The sequence below is a fragment of the Streptomyces sp. NPDC107517 genome, from assembly GCF_055582645.1.
Map to the genome: position 1 here is coordinate 652,524 of NZ_JBVJPM010000002.1, position 17,047 is coordinate 669,570.

Genomic DNA, 17,047 nt, shown 5'->3' on the forward strand with positions numbered 1-17,047 from the left:
GAGGAGTCCCGCACGAAGTCCCGCACATCGTCACATCGTGGAAACGCGCACGTACCTTTCCCTCCGAATACGCCACGTACCGTTGACGCATCAGCCCAGGCCGACGTCGTCCCGCGGCACACCCCCCGCCCGGACCCGCCGACAGGAGCACCGTGCGCACCGCCCTCCGCCCCCTTCCGCCCTGGCTCGGCCACGCGTTGCGCGCCCAGCGCGGCCCCGTCCCATGGAGCGCCGTCGTGCGCGGCGCACTCGCCGCCGGGCCACTCCTCGTCGCGGCCCTGCTCGCAGGCCGTCCCTCCGCCGGTGTGCTCGCCGCGCTCGGTGCCATGTTCGCGGGAATCAACGACCGGCCCGGCAGCCGTCGCGCCGCGGTGCCCCGGATCGGGGTCCCCGCCCTGGTCGGTGCGGGCGGACTCGCCCTCGGCACGTGGGTCGGCGCGCATGCCGGTTCCGCCGCGCTGGTCGGCGTGTTCGCGCTGCTCGGGTTCGGGGGCGGCGCCCTCAGCGCCGTCGGGCCGATCGCGTCCGCCTGCGGAACACAACTCCTCGTCGCCGTCGCGATCGGTGCGGGCATGCCGCTGCCGGAGGCCGGCTGGCAGCGGGCTCTGTTGTTCCTCGCGGGCGCAGGCTGGCTCCTCGTGCTGCGGGGCGTGCTGCCGTCGCCGAGTGGGGCAGGCACGTACCGTTTTGACGGCGAACGCGCCGCCGTCGCCCAGGTGTACGCGGCCGTCGCCGGGCTCGTCGACGCGGCGGGCTCGCCGCGGGCCACCGCACAACGCGCCGCCCTGACCGCCGCGCTCGATCACGCGCAGGACGCCCTGTCCGGACCGCGCCTGCGCCGGTTCGCGGCCTGCGGTGAAGAGCGCCGCCTCCATGCGCAGTATGCCGCCGCCCTGCCGCTCGGCGAGGCGGCCACCGCCCTCGCCTGGGCGGGCAGCCCTCTCCCGGCCCGCGCGTCAGAGGGCCTGTGGCGCCTCGCCGACGCCGTCCGCACCGCGCAGCCGTGCGGCCCGTTGCCGGCACCCGCCCGCTCCGACGCGGCCCTGCGCGCGCTGGACGAGGCACTGCTGCAGGCGGCCGTGGCCTTCGACGGACCCGTACGCGGCCGGACCCGTGGCGCCCCGGTCCCTGTCACCGTGAGTTCCACCGGGCTCGACGACCAGCCGCGCGACGCCGGGACCCCGCCGCTGCACACCCGCCCCCGCACCCCCGTCACCGCCCTGCGCAGAGTCGTCGGCCCCGCCGGGCGCGAGTACGGGATCCGGGTGGCGCTCTGCTTCGGGGCCGGTGCCGCCGTCGCCCAGCTCCTCCACAACGCCCACTGGTACTGGCTGCCCGCGACCGCCGTCTTCCTCGTCAAGCCGGATCTCGGGCCGCTCGCCTCGCGCGTGCTGTGCCGGGCGTTCGGGACGGTGTCGGGAGCGGCGCTCTTCGCGGGGCTCGCTGCGCTGCTGCCCGGCCCCGCGGGGCCCGTCGCGCTCGTGGTGCTCGGCGGCGCGCTGATTCCCGTGGGCACGCGGCACTTCGCCGCCCAGACCGCCGTCGTGACCGTCTTCGTGCTGTCCCTCGTGATGGTGGGCGGAGAGCCGCAGATGGCCCTGGCCCGGATCGGGGAGACGCTGCTCGCGTGCGCGATCGTGCTGTGTGTGGGCCACCTGCCGCTGCCTGCGCCGGGCTGTGGCGGTGGCGCCGTCCGTACGCGCCTGACCACCGCCGGCGAGGCCGCGCAGGCCTATGTTCTCCATGTGCTCAGCGGGTCCGACGACCGCGCCGGGCGGTGGACGCTGCGCCGCGAGGCGTACCGCGCGCTCGCCGAGGCGCGCACCGCGATCGACCTCGCCGCCGCCGAACTTCCCCCGCTCGCCCGGCACACGGCCGGCACGGAGGACGTGGCCGTCACCCTCGAGGCCCTCGTCGACACGACCACGTCCTGCGCCGTGCACCTCGACGACACGGGCCGCGTCCCGGAGCAGCACGCCGAACGGATCGACGCGCTGCTCGCGGAACTCGTCGTGTGAGAAGGGGAGTTACGGCTTCGGCAGCTCACATCCCGCCGCGCTCAGGTCGATCTTGTTGCCGATCCCGACGCACGGCACGATCCCGTACGTCTCCTGCGCGTAGTTGATGCCCTTGCGGACCGTGACGGTGCCGTTCTCGTCGACCTCGCACGGGTTGTTGTCCGTGCAGCGGGCGCCGTCCTCGTTGCCCGTGTTGTTGACCGCGACGACCTTGCCGGACGCCTGGTCGACGACGGGGGAGCCCGAGGTGCCGCCGATCGTGTTGCACGTGGAGGTGTAGCGGACCGAGTCCTTCCAGGTCCACTCGCCCTCCTTGAGGCGGTACGCGAAGCCGTCGATGCTGCAGCTGTAGGTCTTCTTCCAGTAGCCGGAGACGACCGTGATGGCCGTGCCCGTCGTGGGGTGCGAGGCCGACAGTTCGAGGGCCTTGATGCCGTACGAGCTCTCGATCTGCGCGTAGGTGCTGGTGAGTTGGTAGAGCGAGACGTCCGTGTCCGTCATCGTGCCGTACGCGATCTTGTTCGCGCGCAACGTCGCGACCTTGCTGCCCGCGGAGTTGAGCAGGCTGAAGGTGCGGGACGACGGCTGGTCGACGACGACCTCGCCCGGGCCGGGGAAACCGCTCTCGAGGCAGTGCCCGTTGGACATGACCAGGGCCGGGTCCGTGGGCTGGGAGTCCGGCACGCGGACGACCGAACCGGAGCAGTTGCTGAGCGCCACCGTCCCGGCGAAGGTGACCGCCTTGGCCTTGGCCTCGTGCTGGGATCCGACTGCCGTGGCGGGCGCGGCTGTTGCTCCTATGAGGAGCAGGCCGAACACCGCACCGACGAGAGGCTTGTTCATGTGGGGGTCCTCTCCCGTTGCTTGCTGAAACCGACAACTACCGGTTTTGACATGTGCATTGTGGTGGTGTCGGCGTCAGCGGACAACAGTGCATGCTCAGCGAACACAACGGATCCCCCGGAAGAAGTGCGAAAGATTTCTGCCGCCGAGCGATGAGTTCCGCGAAGCCCTCCGGTCAACCACCCGAGGAGTACCGACCAGAGGAGGACCCATGGGGCTGCCGAACGTCGTCACCCGCGAGGAGTGGCTCGGCGCGCGCCAAGAACTGCTCGCCAGGGAGAAGGCGGCGACCCGCGCCCGCGACGCGCTCAACGCGCAGCGCCGCGAACTGCCCATGGTGGAGATCGAGAAGCTGTACGTCTTCGAGGGGCCCGACGGAAAGGCGGAGCTCCTCGACCTGTTCGAGGGCCGCTCCCAGCTCATCGTCCACCACTTCATGTTCGGCCCGGACCAGGACGCGGGCTGCCCCGGCTGCTCCGCGTTCCTCGACCAGATCGGCCACCTCTCCCATCTGCGGGCCAGGGGTACGGAGTTCGCGGCCGTGTCGCGTGCGCCGTTCACCAAACTCCTGCCGTTCAAGGCCCGCATGGGCTGGACCATGCCCTGGTACTCGTCGGCCACGAGCGACTTCAACCAGGACTTCGGCTTCGTGTCCGACGAGGGCCCCCGCGACCTGCCCGGGCTCAGCTGCTTCCTGCGCGACGGCGACCGGGTCTACCACACGTACTCCACGACGGGCCGTGGCCTCGACGGCATCGGCTCCGTCAACAGCCTGCTCGACCTGACCGCGCTCGGGCGGCAGGAGGAGTGGGAGGAGCCGCGGGGGCGGGCGTCGGCACTCGGGGCCCCGGCGGGCGGCGCGCGGGTCCGCCATCACGACGAGTATCTGGACTGACTCGGCTGCCGACCGGACCGACGTAGCGGCGGTGCGCGTCTCAACTCGGTGTCAGTGTCGTCACGTTGCGAGCCCCCGGGCGCCTCGCGGTCGTTCTTCTCCGTAAGAACGCGCGACAGCGCACGTACGACGACGGGGGCAGGGGTGCACGATGATCGACGGACGAGTGGTACTTGAACGCTTTCCCGCGGGAGGACCGCGCGGGTCGTGGCCGGCCGAGGAGTTCGCGCGCGACCGGCGTCTGGAGGGTCAGCCCGCCGAGGTCGTCATGGACCTCGCGACGGACGCCTTCCTGGTGATCGTGCCGCGCGCGGAGGTTGCCGCGGGCTGATCCGGGTGGAGCGTGCGGTTCAGGCGGCGTCGGCCGCGCCCGCGCCGATCGAGCGGGACCAGGCGGGCGTCGTGCCGGTGACCCGGCACAGCGCGAGATAGAGCGGGATCGGCGGGGTGTACGGGATGCTGCCGTCGGGCCGGTGGATGAGTCCGGGCGCGCGCCGCGCGTCCGGCACCAGCGCGCCGGTCGTGTACCTGGCCGGGGCCGGCCACTCCAGGGCGACATCCGAGTCCGAGGGAACCATCCACCACCAGCGGTCACCGTCGGCGTACACGCAGCCCATGCGCGGCAGCCGCGCGACCATGGCGCGCCCGCAGGCCTCGGGGACCGCGACGGCGTCGCAGCCGAGCGGCGCGGTCATGCCGTCGGGGACGGCGAGCCTGAGCGGGGCGGTCCGCACGGTCTGCCGCTGCCGGGAGAAGCGGACCAGCGAGTCGAGATCCATCGTGCGCGTCGTCACCACACCCATCCGGCTCCGGCCCCCGTCCCCGTACCGGGGCCGACGGCCGGGCCGAAGCCGGTGCCGAACCCCGTCTCGAACTCTGACTCGAACTGCTCTGTGTCGAAGGGCGGGCCTTGTTCGGTGCCCGGTCCCGTGTCGGGGGAGTGCGGCGCTCCGCCGGTGCGCGGTTCACCGCCGCGTTGCGGCCCGGGAATGCCATGAGGTCCGGCGACGTTCCGCTGTCCTTGGTGGCCGGCGGCGCCCGTGTCCTGCGCGCTGTCCGCGTCGCGTGCGAGCTCGGCCCACACGAGGAGTCCGGGGCCGGTCTCCTGCGCGCCCCACGCGGTACTCACCGCCGCCACGAGCAGCAGGCCGCGCCCGTGCTCCTCCTCCGGCGCGACACGGCGGGCGGGATGCGGCTCGCCGGGGGCCCATCCCTCGTCACGCACAGCGATCCGCACCCGGTCGTCACCGTCGTGGAGCTCGCACACTATGCGGCTGCTCGCGGTGTGGACGATCGCGTTCGTGACCAGTTCGGAGATGACCAGGGCGGCCGCGTCACAGGTGTCGTCGCACACTGCCCAGCCGCTGAGGTGGGCGCGCGTCAGCTTCCGGGCCTGAGCGGCGGAGCCCGGGTGGGGAGCCAGTTCGAAGCTGCTGCGGCGGCGCACGGACGCGGCGCCGGAGCGCGCACCGGTTTCGTCACCGAGTGTAGCTTCGCCGACTTCTGTTCCTAACGGCACGGACGGAATCACGCTTGCCACTATCTCCCCGTCGTGAACACTTGGCAAGAGCCACTCTGAAAAGTGCAGAGTGCAGTGTGCTCGGGCGCCGAGCCATGGCACACTGCTGACGGCGGTGTGCCGTACGGCGCCCGTCATGGCGAAAACGCCGACGATTTCAGGGAAGTTGCCCGGAATGACCGGGCGTCGGGGCGGCCCGGCTTCCCCTGGGGAGCGCGGCCACACGCGCGACCGCACAAGGACCACAGGGACGACGGGGAGGTAGGGGGCGTGAGCGAACCGCGGTCCGCTCCGACCGTTGGCCAGGTCGTCCTCGGCCGGCGCCTCCAGGACCTGCGCGAACGCGCCGGGCTCAAACGCGAGGAGGCCGCGAAGGTCCTGCGCGTCGCCCCCGCCACCGTCCGCCGTATGGAGATGGCCGAGGTCGGCCTGAAGATCCCGTACCTCCAACTCCTCCTGAAGTCCTACGGCGTCACCGATGAAGAGGCGGACGCCTTCGTCAGGCTCGCCGAAGAGGCCAACAAACCCGGCTGGTGGCAGCGGTTCCACGACATCCTGCCCGGCTGGTTCTCGATGTACGTGAGCCTGGAGGGCGCCGCCAGCCTCATCCGCTCGTACGAGCCCCACTTCGTTCCCGGACTCCTGCAGACCGAGGACTACGCGCGTGGCGTGCTGCGCTCCGGCGCCGTCGGCCGGGCCCTCGCCGAGGACCCCGGCGTCGTCGAGCGGCATGTCGCGCTCCGGATGCAGCGCCAGGAGCTGATCACCCGCGAGAACGCCCCGCGCCTGTGGATGGTCATGGACGAGACCGCGCTGCGCCGCCCGGTCGGCGGGCCCGACGTGATGCGTGGTCAGATCGACCGGCTCCTGGAGGCCACGGAGCTGGCCAACGTGACGCTGCAGATCGCCGAATTCGCCTCCGGCCCGCACCCGGGCACGTACGGCCCCTTCGTGTTGTTCCGATTTGCCATGTCAGAACTGCCGGACATGGTCTACAGCGAGTACCTGACCGGCGCCGTCTATCTCGACGCGCGCCCCGAGGTGGCCACCCACCTGGAGGTCATGGACCGCATGGCGGCACATGCCGCGACGGCACATCGCACAAAGGACATCCTCCGGGATCTCCGCAAGGAGCTGTGAATGGATCGGATCAAGGCCCGCATACGAGGGGTCGACGGTGAGGTCATCTACAACGGGATGCCCGCCCGCGAACTCGGCAACGAGGGCTGGCACAAGCCCTGGAGCGGCGGCAACGGCGGCAACTGCGTGGAAGCGATGAAGCTGGCCGACGGCCGGGTCGCGATGCGGCAGTCGGCCGACCCGGACGGCCCCGCCCTGATCTACACCCCGGGCGAGATCACCGCGTTCATCGAGGGCGCGAAGGCCGGGGCGGCGGATTTCCTGCTTTCGTGAGCGGAGCGGACGGTGCGCGAGCCGTGCACCCCGAGGTGGGGTCTCAGTCCGGTGGCAGCACCCCGCACAGGGCGTCCAGCGCGGCGCCGTAGGCATGGTCCGACGGCGTCGAGTACCCCACCACCAGCCCGTCCGCGTGCGGCATCGTCGCCTGCGGATGACGGAACTCCGCGAGGCCGTCGAGGGCGACACCGCCCCACGTGGCGGCCTTGACCACGGACCGCTCGGTCCCCGGGGGCAGTCGCAGCACCGCGTGCAGCCCGGCGGCGATCCCGGTGGCCGCCACCCCGGGCGCCCGCTCGGCGAGCGCCTCCACCAGCCGGTCGCGCCGCCCCCGGTACCGCTGCCGCATGCGCCGTACATGCCGGTCGTACGCCCCCGAGACGAGGAAGTCCGCGAGCGCCAGCTGGTCCGGCACGCTCGCCCACGCCTCCCGCTCGCCCTTCACCGCGACGACATCCCCCACCAGCTGCGGCGGCAGTACCATCCAGCCGAGCCGCAGCGCGGGTGACAGGCTCTTGCTCACCGAGCCGACATAGACCACCCGTTCGGGGTCGAGGCCCTGCACCGCGCCGACGGGCCTGCGGTCGTAGCGGAACTCGCCGTCGTAGTCGTCCTCCACGATCAGCCCGCCACGCGCGCGTGCCCAGTCGACGGCCGCCGTACGCCGCTCCGCGTGCAGCGGGCCGCCCGTGGGGAACTGGTGCGCGGGCGTGAGCAGCGCCGCCCGCGCCCGGCTCGCGCCGGCCGTCAACTCACCGACGCGCGCGCCGTGTTCGTCGAGCGTCAGAGGGAGCGTCCGCACCCCCGCCGCCGTCAGGATCTCGCGGTGGAAGCCGAGTCCGTACGACTCCACGGCGAGCTGTCCGCGCAGCACCCGGCCGTTGAACAGGAGCCGCAGGGCATGCGCGAAGCCGGAGCAGATCACGATGCGGTCCGGCTCCGTCCGCACGCCGCGCGCGCGGGCCAGATACTCCGTGAGCGCCACCCGCAGCTCGGCGCGGCCCTGCGGATCGCCCGGCCCGAACGCCTCGTTCGGCGCGGCCTGGAGCGCACGCCGGTACGAGGCCGCCCACTCCGCGCGCGGGAAGGACGACGCGTCGGGTGTGCCCTGGCGGAGGTCGTGGCGTGGCCCGTGTGCGCGGGCCGGACCCTTCTTCGGGACGCGGCCGGGGGCGGGCGGCCCGGCCCGCTCGGCGACCCGCGTGCCCGAGCCCTGTCGCGCGGTCAGCCAGCCCTCGGCGACGAGCTCCGCGTACGCGTCGGCGACCGTGTTGCGGGCGACGCCGAGGTCGGCGGCGAGCGAACGGTAGGGCGGCAGCCGGGTGCCGGGAGCCAGCCGCCCCGAGCGGACGGCGTCGCGCAGCGCCCCCGTGAGAGCGGCCCTGCGGCTCCCCGCCCCGGACAGGTCCAGATGCAGGTCGGCGCCGATGCGTTCCGCAGAATTGACCCATGAATCCGCCATGGAAATGCACCCTACAAGAGGTCTATCCGGCCCGTAGATTCATGGTCATGACGACGGACACGGTCACCGCAGCGAACACCCACTCCCACTCCGCAGGCCGCATCGACTTCGCGAAGGCCGCGCCCAAGGTCTTCCGTTCCCTCATCGGCTTCGACGCCGCCGCCCGCGAGGGCCTCGACCCGGCCCTGGTCGAGCTGATCCAGATCCGCGCCTCGCACCTCAACCACTGCGCGTACTGCCTCCACATGCACACCAACGACGCGCGCAAGGCCGGCGAGAGCGAGGACCGGCTGCACATGGTGGCCGTGTGGCGCGAGGCCCGGCACTTCTTCAGCGCCCGGGAGCGCGCGGCGCTCGCGCTCACCGAGGCCGTCACGCTCGTCGCCGACGGCGGCGTCCCCGACGACGTCTACGCCGAGGCCGCGGCCCAGTTCGACGAGCAGGAGCTGGCCCACGTCCTGTCCCTGATCCTCACGATCAACACCTGGAACCGGATCGCCCTGTCGACCGCCAAGGTCGCGGGCACCGACGAGCGCAAATGAACGACTGACGAGCGCCGACCGGTCGCGGGCTCAGGCCCTCATCGGACGGTCGTACGGCCCGATCGGCGCGGGCAGCCGCGTCGAGCCGGTCAGCCAGTGGTCCACCGCGGCGGCGGCCGAGCGGCCCTCGGCGATCGCCCACACGATGAGCGACTGGCCACGAGCCGCGTCCCCGGCCGCGAACACGCCGGGCACCGACGTGGTGAAGCGCGCGTCGCGGGCGAGCATGCCGCGTTCCTCCACGGCCAGTCCGAGCTGGCCGACCGGACCGCCGGCCCCGCGCTCGGGCCCCGAGAAGCCGAGGGCGAGCAGCACCAGATCAGCGGGCAGCTCCCGGGACGTGCCCTCCCGGGGCCGCCGCGCCTCGTCGACCTCGACCAGATGCAACGCCCTCACCCGGCCCCGACCGTCCCCCTCGAAACGCAGCGTGGACGCCGCGAAGAGGCGCGCGTCGGCGTCCGCCGCGGGCGCGGTCCGCAGCTCCCCGGCCTCCTCGTGGGCGGCGGACATCCGGTAGATCTTCGGATACGTCGGCCAGGGCTCGGCCAGCTCGTCGCGCTCGGCGCCCGGCTGCCCGTAGATGTCCAGCTGCGTGACGGACGCGGCGCCCTCGCGCACCGCCGTGCCCAGGCAGTCGGCGCCGGTGTCGCCGCCGCCGACGATCACGACGTGCTTGCCCGCGGCCGACAGGGGAGAGGCGTCGAGGTCGCCCTCGCACACGCGGTTGGCCAGCGGCAGATACTCCATCGCCTGCACGATCCCGTCCAACTCGCGCCCCGGCACGTCCAGTTCGCGCCAGGCCGTGGCGCCGACCGCGAGGATCACCGCGTCGTAGCGGGAGCGCAGCTCGGCGGCGCCGATGTCCCGGCCCACCTCCGTCGACGTACGGAAACGCACCCCCTCGTCCCTCAACTGCGCCAGCCTGCGGTCCAGATGGTGCTTCTCCATCTTGAAAGAGGGGATGCCGTACCGCATCAGTCCACCCGGCCGGTCGTCCCGCTCGAAGACCGCGACCGTGTGCCCCGCGCGCGTGAGCTGCTGGGCGGCCGCGAGCCCCGCCGGGCCCGAGCCGACCACGGCGACCGTGCGGCCGGACAGCCGTTCGGGCGGCTTGGGCGGGGCGAGGCCGTCCTGCCAGGCGCGGTCGGCGATGGCGGCCTCGACGTTCTTGATGGTCACGGCCGGCTGGTTGATCGCCAGGACGCAGCCCGCCTCGCACGGCGCGGGGCACAGGCGCCCGGTGAACTCGGGAAAGTTGTTCGTGGCGTGCAGCCGGTCGCTCGCCGCCCGCCAGTCGTCCCGCGACACGAGGTCGTTCCAGTCCGGGATCAGGTTGCCGAGCGGACACGCCTCGTGACAGAACGGGACACCGCAGTCCATGCAGCGGTCGGCCTGCGCCTCGATGATCGGCAGGAGCGCCCCGGGGACGTACACCTCGTCCCAGTCCTGGACCCGCTCGCCGACGGGGCGGCGCGGCCAGTCCTCCCGGGGGGTGGTGAGAAAGCCCTTGGGGTCGGCCATGGCCGTCTCCCTTACCGAGTCCTTCTCGCCACGATACGTCCGTTTCCCCCGGTGCGCAGGGGCGCCGACAGGGGTGCGGCAGGACGCGAAGGCTCAGGTCAGGGCGAGGATGAACGAGGCCGACGCGGCCAGCGACGCACCAGCCCTGACGTGGTTCCACATCAGCCACTCGGACACGTACCTGCGCCACGGTCCCTCGCTGTCCGGCGCCTCGGGGGCGAGCCTCGCCAGCGCGTCGTTGCGCGGGATGTTCGCGGCGACGGTCACGCCGAACGCGCCCGCGAGCTGGAGCGCGCTGCCGAGCAGCAGCTCCACGGTCCCCTGCTCCGGCCAGAGCACGAACGTCACGACGGCAAGCACCACGCACAGCGCCGCGGCCCCCAGGAACACCACCATGAACGCCGGGCTGACCGCGGCCACGTTGATCGCCTGCATCGCCGCGATGCCCTGCGCGGGCGGGAGCGCCGCGAGCCCCTTCATCACGAAGGTCGAGAACGCGATGAAGACGCCCGCCGACACCCCACAGGCGAGCGCGCCCAGGACGGTGAGCACGAAGTACGGTCCCTCGATCATCACAACTCCCCCTGCCGGCGACGCCGTTGGCCTCGCGGTCCGGCCATGATCCTGCCGCACGGAGGGGGCGGCCGCCACCGTGCGGCATGCACGCTTCTCACGATTCCGGCGCGCGCCATGCAGCGAGTACGGCTTCCACCTCCACCCCGATGCTCCGCCTGGCCTCGCCCCGCCGTACCCCGCTCATCAGCAACGCGTCGTACGCGGTCTCCGTGTGCCGCACCGCCGCCCGCACCGCAGCCGTCACCGCGGCCTGCGACAGGGCGCGGCCCGCGGCGCTGCGTCCCACCCGGCCGCTGCCGCGCAGGGACGCGTGGGCCGCGATCGCATCCGCCCGGTCCGGCGGGCAGCCGGGGAAGAGCCGCAGGATCTCCCGCGCGAACGCGGCCGTGAACGACACGTCCTGCGCCGCCCTGCGTGCCGCGTCCCGAGCCCGGCGCCTCGCCCGCGCGTCCGCGTCCGCCAGACACCGCTCCTCGGCACGGGCCAGCGCCGCCTCCTCCACGAGAACGCCCTGGCGCTCGTAACGGCCGCGCCGCCGATGGAAACGCACGACCACCGCCGACAGCGAACTTCCTTCCCTGGCACGGCGGGTGAGGGCCCAGTCGCCGCGCGGCAGATACACGAGATGCCCGAGGTCCGCGCAGTCGAGACAGCGCGGCGCCCCGTCCTCCAGGGTCAGCAGGTCCAGTGGAGCCCGGTGACACTCCGCGCACTGCTGGCGCTTCAGTGGCTGCACGACGACCGGCCCGCCGAGGCCGGTGTGCGGCGGGGGAGTCGGGCGGCGGGGGGCCCGGTCGGGCCGGGCCTTGGCGGTCATACGCGGTTCATTCCCCGCGCGCGGGCGAGAACGCGTCGCAGGGGGTACGGGTCCCCCTCGGCCCCTCTTCGGCATGCGGGGCATCATGAGGTGCGTGCGACTCGAAGCGATCACCTGGGAACGGCTCGGCGACGCCCTCGCCGAGAGGCTGCTCGAACTGAAGCCCGGCGACGGAAGTCCGTGGCCCCGTATCGCCATCGACGGCCCGCCGGCCGCTCGCCCCGGTGACCTCGCCGCACTGGTCGGGGAGGCGCTGCGGGTGCGCGGACGCCCCTCGCTCGCCGTGGACACCGGCGGTTTCCTGCGGCCCGCCTCACTGCGCTTCGAGTACGGGCGCGAGGACGTGGACTCCTACTACAGCGGCTGGTTCGACACTGCCGCGCTGTGGCGCGAGGTCTTCGGGCCGCTCGAACCGGGCGGCACAGGACGCGTCCTGCCGGACCTGTGGGACCCGACGGCCGACCGCGCGACGCGCAGTTCTTATGTCGAACTGCCGCCCGGGGGCGTCCTCTTGCTGCACGGGCCCCTGCTCATGGGGCACTGGTTCCCGTTCGACCTGACCGTGCACCTCAAGCTGTCGCCGGGCGCGCTGCGACGCCGTACGCCCGAGGGCGAGCAGTGGACGCTGCCGGCCTTCGAGCGCTACGAGAGCGAGACGGACCCGGCCGGCGCGGCGGACGTGGTCGTACGGGCCGACGACCCCCGGCATCCGGCCTGGGGCGGGCTGCCCTCGTGACGGCCGCGCTCACGTGTCGGTGAGGGTCCGCTCCCAGGTGCGGGCCCAAGGCAGGGCGGGAAGAATGAAGGGCGCCGGGATTTGCGGCGCGACCGTGCCGCGCCGGCCACCGGCACCGGGAGGTACCCCATGACCACCGCCGGAGACATCATGCACCGCGGTGCGCAGTGGATCCCCGCTCACGAGACCCTGGACCGCGCCGCCCAGCTCATGCGGCAGCTGAACGTGGGCGCGCTGCCCATCAGCGACGAGAACGAACGCCTCTGCGGGATCCTCACGGACCGCGACATCGTGATCGGCTGCGTGGCCATGGGCCACGACCCCTCCAAGATCACTGCGGGTGACCTCGCGCAGGGGACGCCCCGCTGGATCGACGCGAGCGCCGACATCGGCGAGGTCCTCCAGGAGATGCAGGGCCACCAGATCCGCCGGCTCCCCGTCATCGAGGACAAGCGCCTCGTCGGCATGATCAGCGAGGCCGACCTCGCGACGCATCTGTCCGAAGACCAGATGTCGTCCTGGGTCGAGAGCGTCTACGCCAGGAGCTGACCCCGAAGATCACGCTACGGCGGGCCACTTCTCCAGGAGCGCCCCGCCGCCACCGAGGACGGCCCGCTGTCCGCCGCCACGGGTCACAGCCACCCGTTGCGCCGGAAGGCGCGGTGCAGGACGAGACAGATGCCCGCGATCACGCCCAGGAACAGCGGATATCCGAACTGCCAGTGCAGCTCCGGCATATGGTCGAAGTTCATCCCGTACACGCCGCAGCCCATGGTCGGCACGGCCACCACCGCGGCCCAGGCCGTGATCTTGCGCATGTCCTCGTTCTGAGCCACCGTCACCTGCGCGAGATGGGCCTGCAGGATCGAGTTCAGCAGCTCGTCGAAGGACGCTATCTGCTCGGCGGCCCTGAGCAGATGGTCGGAGACGTCCCGGAAGTACGCCTGTATCTCCGGCGCCACCACCTGGAAGGGGCGGCCCGAGAGCTCCTCTATCGGCCGGGCGAGCGGCACGACGGCCCGCTTCAGCTCCAGCAGCTCGCGCTTGAGCTGGTAGATCCGTCCCGGGTCGGCGCGCGCGCCGTCCTCGGCGAACACATCCGCCTCGACCTGGTCGATGTCGGCCTGGACGGCGTCGATCACGGTGAGATAGTCGTCGACCACATGGTCGGCGATCGCGTGCAGCACAGCGGCCGGGCCCTTGGCGAGCTGCTCCGGGTCCGCCTCCAGGCCCTCGCGCACCGGGCCCAGCGAGCCGTGCCTCCCGTGCCGCACGGTGATCACGAAGTCCCGGCCGATGAACACCATGATCTCGCCGGTGTCGACGATCTCACTGGTCGCGGTCAGCTCCGCGTGCTCCACGTAACAGACGGTCTTGAACACGGCGAACAGCGTCTGGCCGTACCGCTCGACCTTCGGCCGCTGGTGCGCGTGCACCGCGTCCTCGACGGCCAGCGGGTGCAGGTCGAACAGCTCGGCGATGTCCGCGAACTCCAGCTCCGTCGGCTCGTGCAGCCCCAGCCAGACGAAGCCGTCGTCGGACTTGCGGACCCGGTCGACCGCGTCCACGAGATCGCGCCCGGCCTGCTCACGGACCCCGTCCCGATACGTCACGCACTTGACGACCGCGGAACCCAGCGGCGAGCGGGCGGGGTGGCTCAGGTCGACGCGGGGGTGCCGTCGGGCCAGGCGCGCCACTCTCCTCAGGCGTCCGACCTTGCGCAGGTCGGACACCTTTCGGAGGTCTCCGACCTTCCGCAGGTTGCCTGCCATCGACATGCGGGGCTCCTCGCGCGGTGTGACTTCGTGTTGCGGTGACTTGGCGGGCCAGTCTGCCAGCTCACGGCGACAACGCCCATGCCCCCTGGGGGAACGGAAGGCTCCCCTTCGGAACGCGGCGGAACCGCCTCCCGGGACCGGGCCGGACAGCTGGGATGATCGCGGCATGACGCGATCCGAGGGCTATCTCCTGGACAACCAGCAGCAAGAGGCGGGCCGGCGCTTCGACGCCTTCTCGACACTCTTCGACCCCACGACGTTCCGGCACATCGAACGGCTGGGCATCGGCCCCGGCTGGCGCTGCTGGGAGGTCGGCGCGGGCGGCACCTCCGTGGTGTCCTGGCTCGCCAAGAAGGTCGGCCCCACCGGCCGGGTCCTCGCCACCGACATCGACACCTCGTGGCAGACGTCCGGCGCCCGTTCCCCCGTCGAGGTCCGCCGCCACGACGTCGCCGCCGACGAGCCGCCCGCCGAGGGCTTCGACCTGGTCCACGCCCGGCTCGTCCTGGTCCATGTGCCCGACAGGGAGCGGGCTCTGAAGTCCATGCTGCGCGCACTGCGGCCCGGCGGACGGCTGCTCGTCGAGGACGCCGACCCCGCGCTCCAGCCGCTCGCCTGCCCCGACGAGCACGGCCCCGCCGAGGAACTGGCGAACCGGCTCCGCCGCGGCTTCCGCGAGCTGCTCGCGGAGCGCGGCGCCGACCTGTCGTACGGCCGCAGGCTGCCGAGGCTGCTGCGGGAGGCGGGCCTGCACCAGGTGGAGGCCGACGCGTACTTCCCGCTGGCGTCTCAGGCGTGCGACGCCCTGGAGACGGCCACGTTCCAGCAGATCCGCGAGTCCCTGGTCCGCGCGGGCCACGCCACGGACGAGGAGATCGACCGTCACCTGGCCGATGTCGCGACCGGCACGATGGACCTGGCGACGGCGCCGCTGATCTCGGCCTGGGGACGGAAGCAGGCCTAGGACGTCTGCCGCTCTCCCCTTCGTGTGCGGCCGGCGCCCCCTCAGCGCGGCGGAGGCCGGCCCCCCAACCGCGCCACCGCCAGCGCCCCCGCGTGGCAACCGTCCGTCGCCGCCTCCCGCGGCCCGGCGCCCCGCACCCACGCGGCGAGGAACGCGCCCGTGAACGCGTCGCCCGCCCCCGTCGAGTCCCGCGCCACCGCCGGCGGCGACGGCACACGCGCGCGTACCGCCCCGCCCTGCGCCACCACCGCTCCCGCGGCCCCCGACGTGACGACGACCAGCGGGAACCATCCACTGAGCTTCGCCGCCGCGACCTCCGCGTTTCCGACGCCGCTCAGCAGCTCCGCCTCGTCCCTGCTGGGCAGCAGAAGGTCCACGCCCTTGGCGAGCGCCAGGAACCGGTCGGGCCCCAGCTCCCTGAGGAAGCCCGCCGAAGCGGGATCGATACTCACCGGCACTCCACGCGCGCGCGCCGAGGCCAGCGCCGCCGCGACCAGGCCGCGCCCCTCGGCGGAGAAGAACAGATACCCGGACAGATGCAGCCACGCGACCCCGCCGAGCAGGTCCGCGGACCAGTCGGCGGGGGAGAGACGCAGCGAGGCACCGCTGTCCGTGAGGAACGTCCGCTCGGCCCCGGCTCCCGTGTCGACCAGCGCGATCACCGTGCCGGTCGCCGCCTCCGGGTCGACGACGAGCCGGGGACGCACCCCCGCGCGCGTGAGCGCCTCCTCGTGCCAGGCCGCCGAGTCCGCGCCGACCCGCCCGAGCAGCGCCACGTCCGGGCAGCCCGAATGGGCCGCCCAGCACGCCACGTTCGCCCCCGCACCCCCCGGCAGCGTACGGATCTCCGCCGCCGTGTCCGTGCCCGCCGCGAGCGGGGCGTCGTGCCGGGCCACGATGTCCGTGACGACGTCCCCGACGACCAGGAGTGTTCCGCTCACGGCCGCGCCCAGGCCGCGGCGATGCGCGCCGCGAGCCGTACGTTGCCGCGTACCGCCGCGAGGTTGGCCTCCAGCGAGGCGCCGTCCGTGTGCCGTACCAGGTAGTCCAGGAGGAAGGGCGTGACCGCCTGCCCCGTGACGTCCTCGGCGTCGCACGCGTGCAGCGCATCGTCCAGCACGCGCGCGTGGAGCGCGGGATCGAGCTGCTCCGCCTCGGACACCGGGTTCGCCACGATCAGCGCGGCCTCGGGCCCGCCCAGCGCGTCCTGAGCCCGCATCACCCCGGCCACCTCTGCCGGATCGCGCAGCGTCCAGTCCACCGGATGGCCCGAGTCGGACAGATAGAAGCCGGGGAAGCGGCCGGTCCCGTACCCGGCCACCGACACTCCCAGGGTCTCCAGGCGCTGAAGGGTCGCCGGTACGTCCAGGATCGACTTGACGCCCGCGCACACCACGGTGATACGTGTCCGCGCGAGCAGCCCGAGGTCGGCCGACTCGTCCTGCGTCTCCGTCCACCGCCGGTGCACCCCGCCCAGCCCACCCGTTGCGAACACCCGTACCCCCGCGCGTGCCGCGAGCAGCGCTGTCGCCGACACGGTCGTCGCCCCGCTCGCCCCCGTCGCCACCGCGAGCGGCAGATCGCGGTGACTCAGCTTGCGGATGCCGTCCTGGGCCGCGATCCGCTCCAACTGGCCCTTGTCCAGGCCGACCTGGGGGTCTCCGTCGAGAACGGCGATCGTCGCGGGGACCGCTCCTTCGGCGCGTACGAGCTCTTCGAGTTCGTGCGCCACCCGCAGATTGCGCGGGCGCGGCAGCCCGTGCGCGATGATCGTCGACTCCAGGGCCACGACCGGCCGGCCCGCCGCCACCGCTTCCCGCACCTCATCGGACACCAGCACCACGCGCCTGCCTCCTGCCTGTCGGGTCTCCCCTCATCCATGGCGGGCGGCGCGCACGCCCAAACCCCGGCGGCATGACGGTGAACACTCACGGTGTACCGGCAAACACTTGCGGAGCGA

19 protein-coding genes are annotated in these 17,047 nt (G+C 72.9%); 9 read left to right on the forward strand and 10 right to left on the reverse strand.

Annotation, left to right across the window (positions count from 1 at the left end; all coding sequences use genetic code 11):
- Positions 1–152: 152 nt before the first annotated feature.
- A complete protein-coding gene (locus ACZ67T_RS06705; RefSeq protein WP_469981950.1) occupies positions 153–2,018 on the forward strand; it encodes an FUSC family protein in 1,866 nt (621 codons plus the stop codon).
- A gap of 9 nt (positions 2,019–2,027) precedes the next feature.
- On the opposite strand, the gene ACZ67T_RS06710 is transcribed toward ACZ67T_RS06705, so the two are convergent.
- Complete coding sequence (locus ACZ67T_RS06710) at positions 2,028–2,861, reverse strand: S1 family peptidase (RefSeq protein ID WP_469981952.1); 834 nt, start codon at positions 2,859–2,861, stop codon at positions 2,028–2,030.
- Positions 2,862–3,072: 211 nt separating this feature from the next.
- Here ACZ67T_RS06710 and ACZ67T_RS06715 point away from each other — a divergent pair, with 211 nt between their 5' ends.
- Complete coding sequence (locus ACZ67T_RS06715; protein ID WP_469981953.1) at positions 3,073–3,756, forward strand: DUF899 domain-containing protein; 684 nt, start codon at positions 3,073–3,075, stop codon at positions 3,754–3,756.
- 151 nt (positions 3,757–3,907) lie between these two features.
- On the forward strand, positions 3,908–4,087 hold the full coding sequence (locus ACZ67T_RS06720; RefSeq protein WP_469981955.1) for a hypothetical protein: 180 nt from the start codon (positions 3,908–3,910) through the stop codon (positions 4,085–4,087).
- A gap of 19 nt (positions 4,088–4,106) precedes the next feature.
- Here the strand turns inward: ACZ67T_RS06720 and ACZ67T_RS06725 are convergent, their stop codons facing one another.
- Both ACZ67T_RS06725 and ACZ67T_RS06730 read right to left on the reverse strand, forming a co-directional pair.
- Entirely contained in the window at positions 4,107–4,559 is a 453-nt protein-coding gene (locus ACZ67T_RS06725; RefSeq protein ID WP_469981956.1) for a hypothetical protein, read from the reverse strand.
- Positions 4,547–5,203: an ATP-binding protein gene (locus ACZ67T_RS06730; protein WP_469981958.1), complete on the reverse strand. Its 657-nt coding sequence runs from the start codon at positions 5,201–5,203 to the stop codon at positions 4,547–4,549. Before ACZ67T_RS06730 ends, ACZ67T_RS06725 begins: the two co-directional genes overlap by 13 nt.
- A 342-nt stretch (positions 5,204–5,545) precedes the next feature.
- On the opposite strand from ACZ67T_RS06730, the gene ACZ67T_RS06735 reads away from it, so the two are divergent.
- Positions 5,546–6,415: a helix-turn-helix domain-containing protein gene (locus tag ACZ67T_RS06735; protein WP_469981960.1), complete on the forward strand. Its 870-nt coding sequence runs from the start codon at positions 5,546–5,548 to the stop codon at positions 6,413–6,415.
- Positions 6,416–6,688 carry a DUF397 domain-containing protein gene (locus tag ACZ67T_RS06740; protein ID WP_399970244.1) on the forward strand — a complete coding sequence of 91 codons (273 nt, stop codon included), beginning with the start codon at positions 6,416–6,418 and terminating at the stop codon, positions 6,686–6,688.
- A gap of 43 nt (positions 6,689–6,731) precedes the next feature.
- Here the strand turns inward: ACZ67T_RS06740 and pdxR are convergent, their stop codons facing one another.
- A complete protein-coding gene (gene pdxR / locus ACZ67T_RS06745; protein WP_469981962.1) occupies positions 6,732–8,153 on the reverse strand; it encodes a MocR-like pyridoxine biosynthesis transcription factor PdxR in 1,422 nt (473 codons plus the stop codon).
- Positions 8,154–8,200: 47 nt separating this feature from the next.
- Between pdxR and ACZ67T_RS06750 the strand changes: the two genes are divergently transcribed.
- Positions 8,201–8,695, forward strand: a complete 495-nt coding sequence (locus ACZ67T_RS06750) for a carboxymuconolactone decarboxylase family protein (RefSeq protein WP_469981964.1) — start codon at positions 8,201–8,203, stop codon at positions 8,693–8,695.
- A gap of 30 nt (positions 8,696–8,725) precedes the next feature.
- Here the strand turns inward: ACZ67T_RS06750 and ACZ67T_RS06755 are convergent, their stop codons facing one another.
- The 3 genes from ACZ67T_RS06755 to ACZ67T_RS06765 all read right to left on the reverse strand — a co-directional run bounded on the left by ACZ67T_RS06755 (position 8,726) and on the right by ACZ67T_RS06765 (position 11,609).
- Positions 8,726–10,216 (reverse strand): glutamate synthase subunit beta, encoded by a 1,491-nt coding sequence (locus tag ACZ67T_RS06755; protein ID WP_469981966.1) that lies wholly within the window; start codon positions 10,214–10,216, stop codon positions 8,726–8,728.
- A gap of 93 nt (positions 10,217–10,309) precedes the next feature.
- Positions 10,310–10,789 carry an anthrone oxygenase family protein gene (locus ACZ67T_RS06760; RefSeq protein WP_469981968.1) on the reverse strand — a complete coding sequence of 160 codons (480 nt, stop codon included), beginning with the start codon at positions 10,787–10,789 and terminating at the stop codon, positions 10,310–10,312.
- Positions 10,790–10,886: 97 nt separating this feature from the next.
- On the reverse strand, positions 10,887–11,609 hold the full coding sequence (locus ACZ67T_RS06765) for a DUF2293 domain-containing protein (protein ID WP_469981969.1): 723 nt from the start codon (positions 11,607–11,609) through the stop codon (positions 10,887–10,889).
- An 85-nt stretch (positions 11,610–11,694) separates the two neighbouring features.
- Between ACZ67T_RS06765 and ACZ67T_RS06770 the strand changes: the two genes are divergently transcribed.
- Together ACZ67T_RS06770 and ACZ67T_RS06775 are read left to right on the forward strand one after the other, a co-directional pair.
- On the forward strand, positions 11,695–12,345 hold the full coding sequence (locus ACZ67T_RS06770) for a nucleoside/nucleotide kinase family protein (RefSeq protein WP_469981971.1): 651 nt from the start codon (positions 11,695–11,697) through the stop codon (positions 12,343–12,345).
- 129 nt (positions 12,346–12,474) lie between these two features.
- Positions 12,475–12,894, forward strand: coding sequence for a CBS domain-containing protein (locus tag ACZ67T_RS06775; protein WP_469981973.1), 420 nt, complete (start codon positions 12,475–12,477; stop codon positions 12,892–12,894).
- A gap of 83 nt (positions 12,895–12,977) precedes the next feature.
- On the opposite strand, the gene ACZ67T_RS06780 is transcribed toward ACZ67T_RS06775, so the two are convergent.
- The gene (locus ACZ67T_RS06780; protein ID WP_469981975.1) at positions 12,978–14,123 is read right to left on the reverse strand and encodes a magnesium and cobalt transport protein CorA; all 1,146 of its coding nucleotides are present in this window, start codon (positions 14,121–14,123) and stop codon (positions 12,978–12,980) included.
- Positions 14,124–14,289: 166 nt separating this feature from the next.
- Here ACZ67T_RS06780 and ACZ67T_RS06785 point away from each other — a divergent pair, with 166 nt between their 5' ends.
- Complete coding sequence (locus ACZ67T_RS06785) at positions 14,290–15,087, forward strand: methyltransferase domain-containing protein (protein ID WP_469981977.1); 798 nt, start codon at positions 14,290–14,292, stop codon at positions 15,085–15,087.
- 41 nt (positions 15,088–15,128) lie between these two features.
- On the opposite strand, the gene ACZ67T_RS06790 is transcribed toward ACZ67T_RS06785, so the two are convergent.
- Positions 15,129–16,028, reverse strand: a complete 900-nt coding sequence (locus ACZ67T_RS06790; RefSeq protein ID WP_469981978.1) for a carbohydrate kinase family protein — start codon at positions 16,026–16,028, stop codon at positions 15,129–15,131.
- Positions 16,025–16,930, reverse strand: a complete 906-nt coding sequence (locus tag ACZ67T_RS06795) for a pseudouridine-5'-phosphate glycosidase (RefSeq protein WP_469981979.1) — start codon at positions 16,928–16,930, stop codon at positions 16,025–16,027. Before ACZ67T_RS06795 ends, ACZ67T_RS06790 begins: the two co-directional genes overlap by 4 nt.
- Between the last annotated feature and the right edge of the window lie 117 nt (positions 16,931–17,047).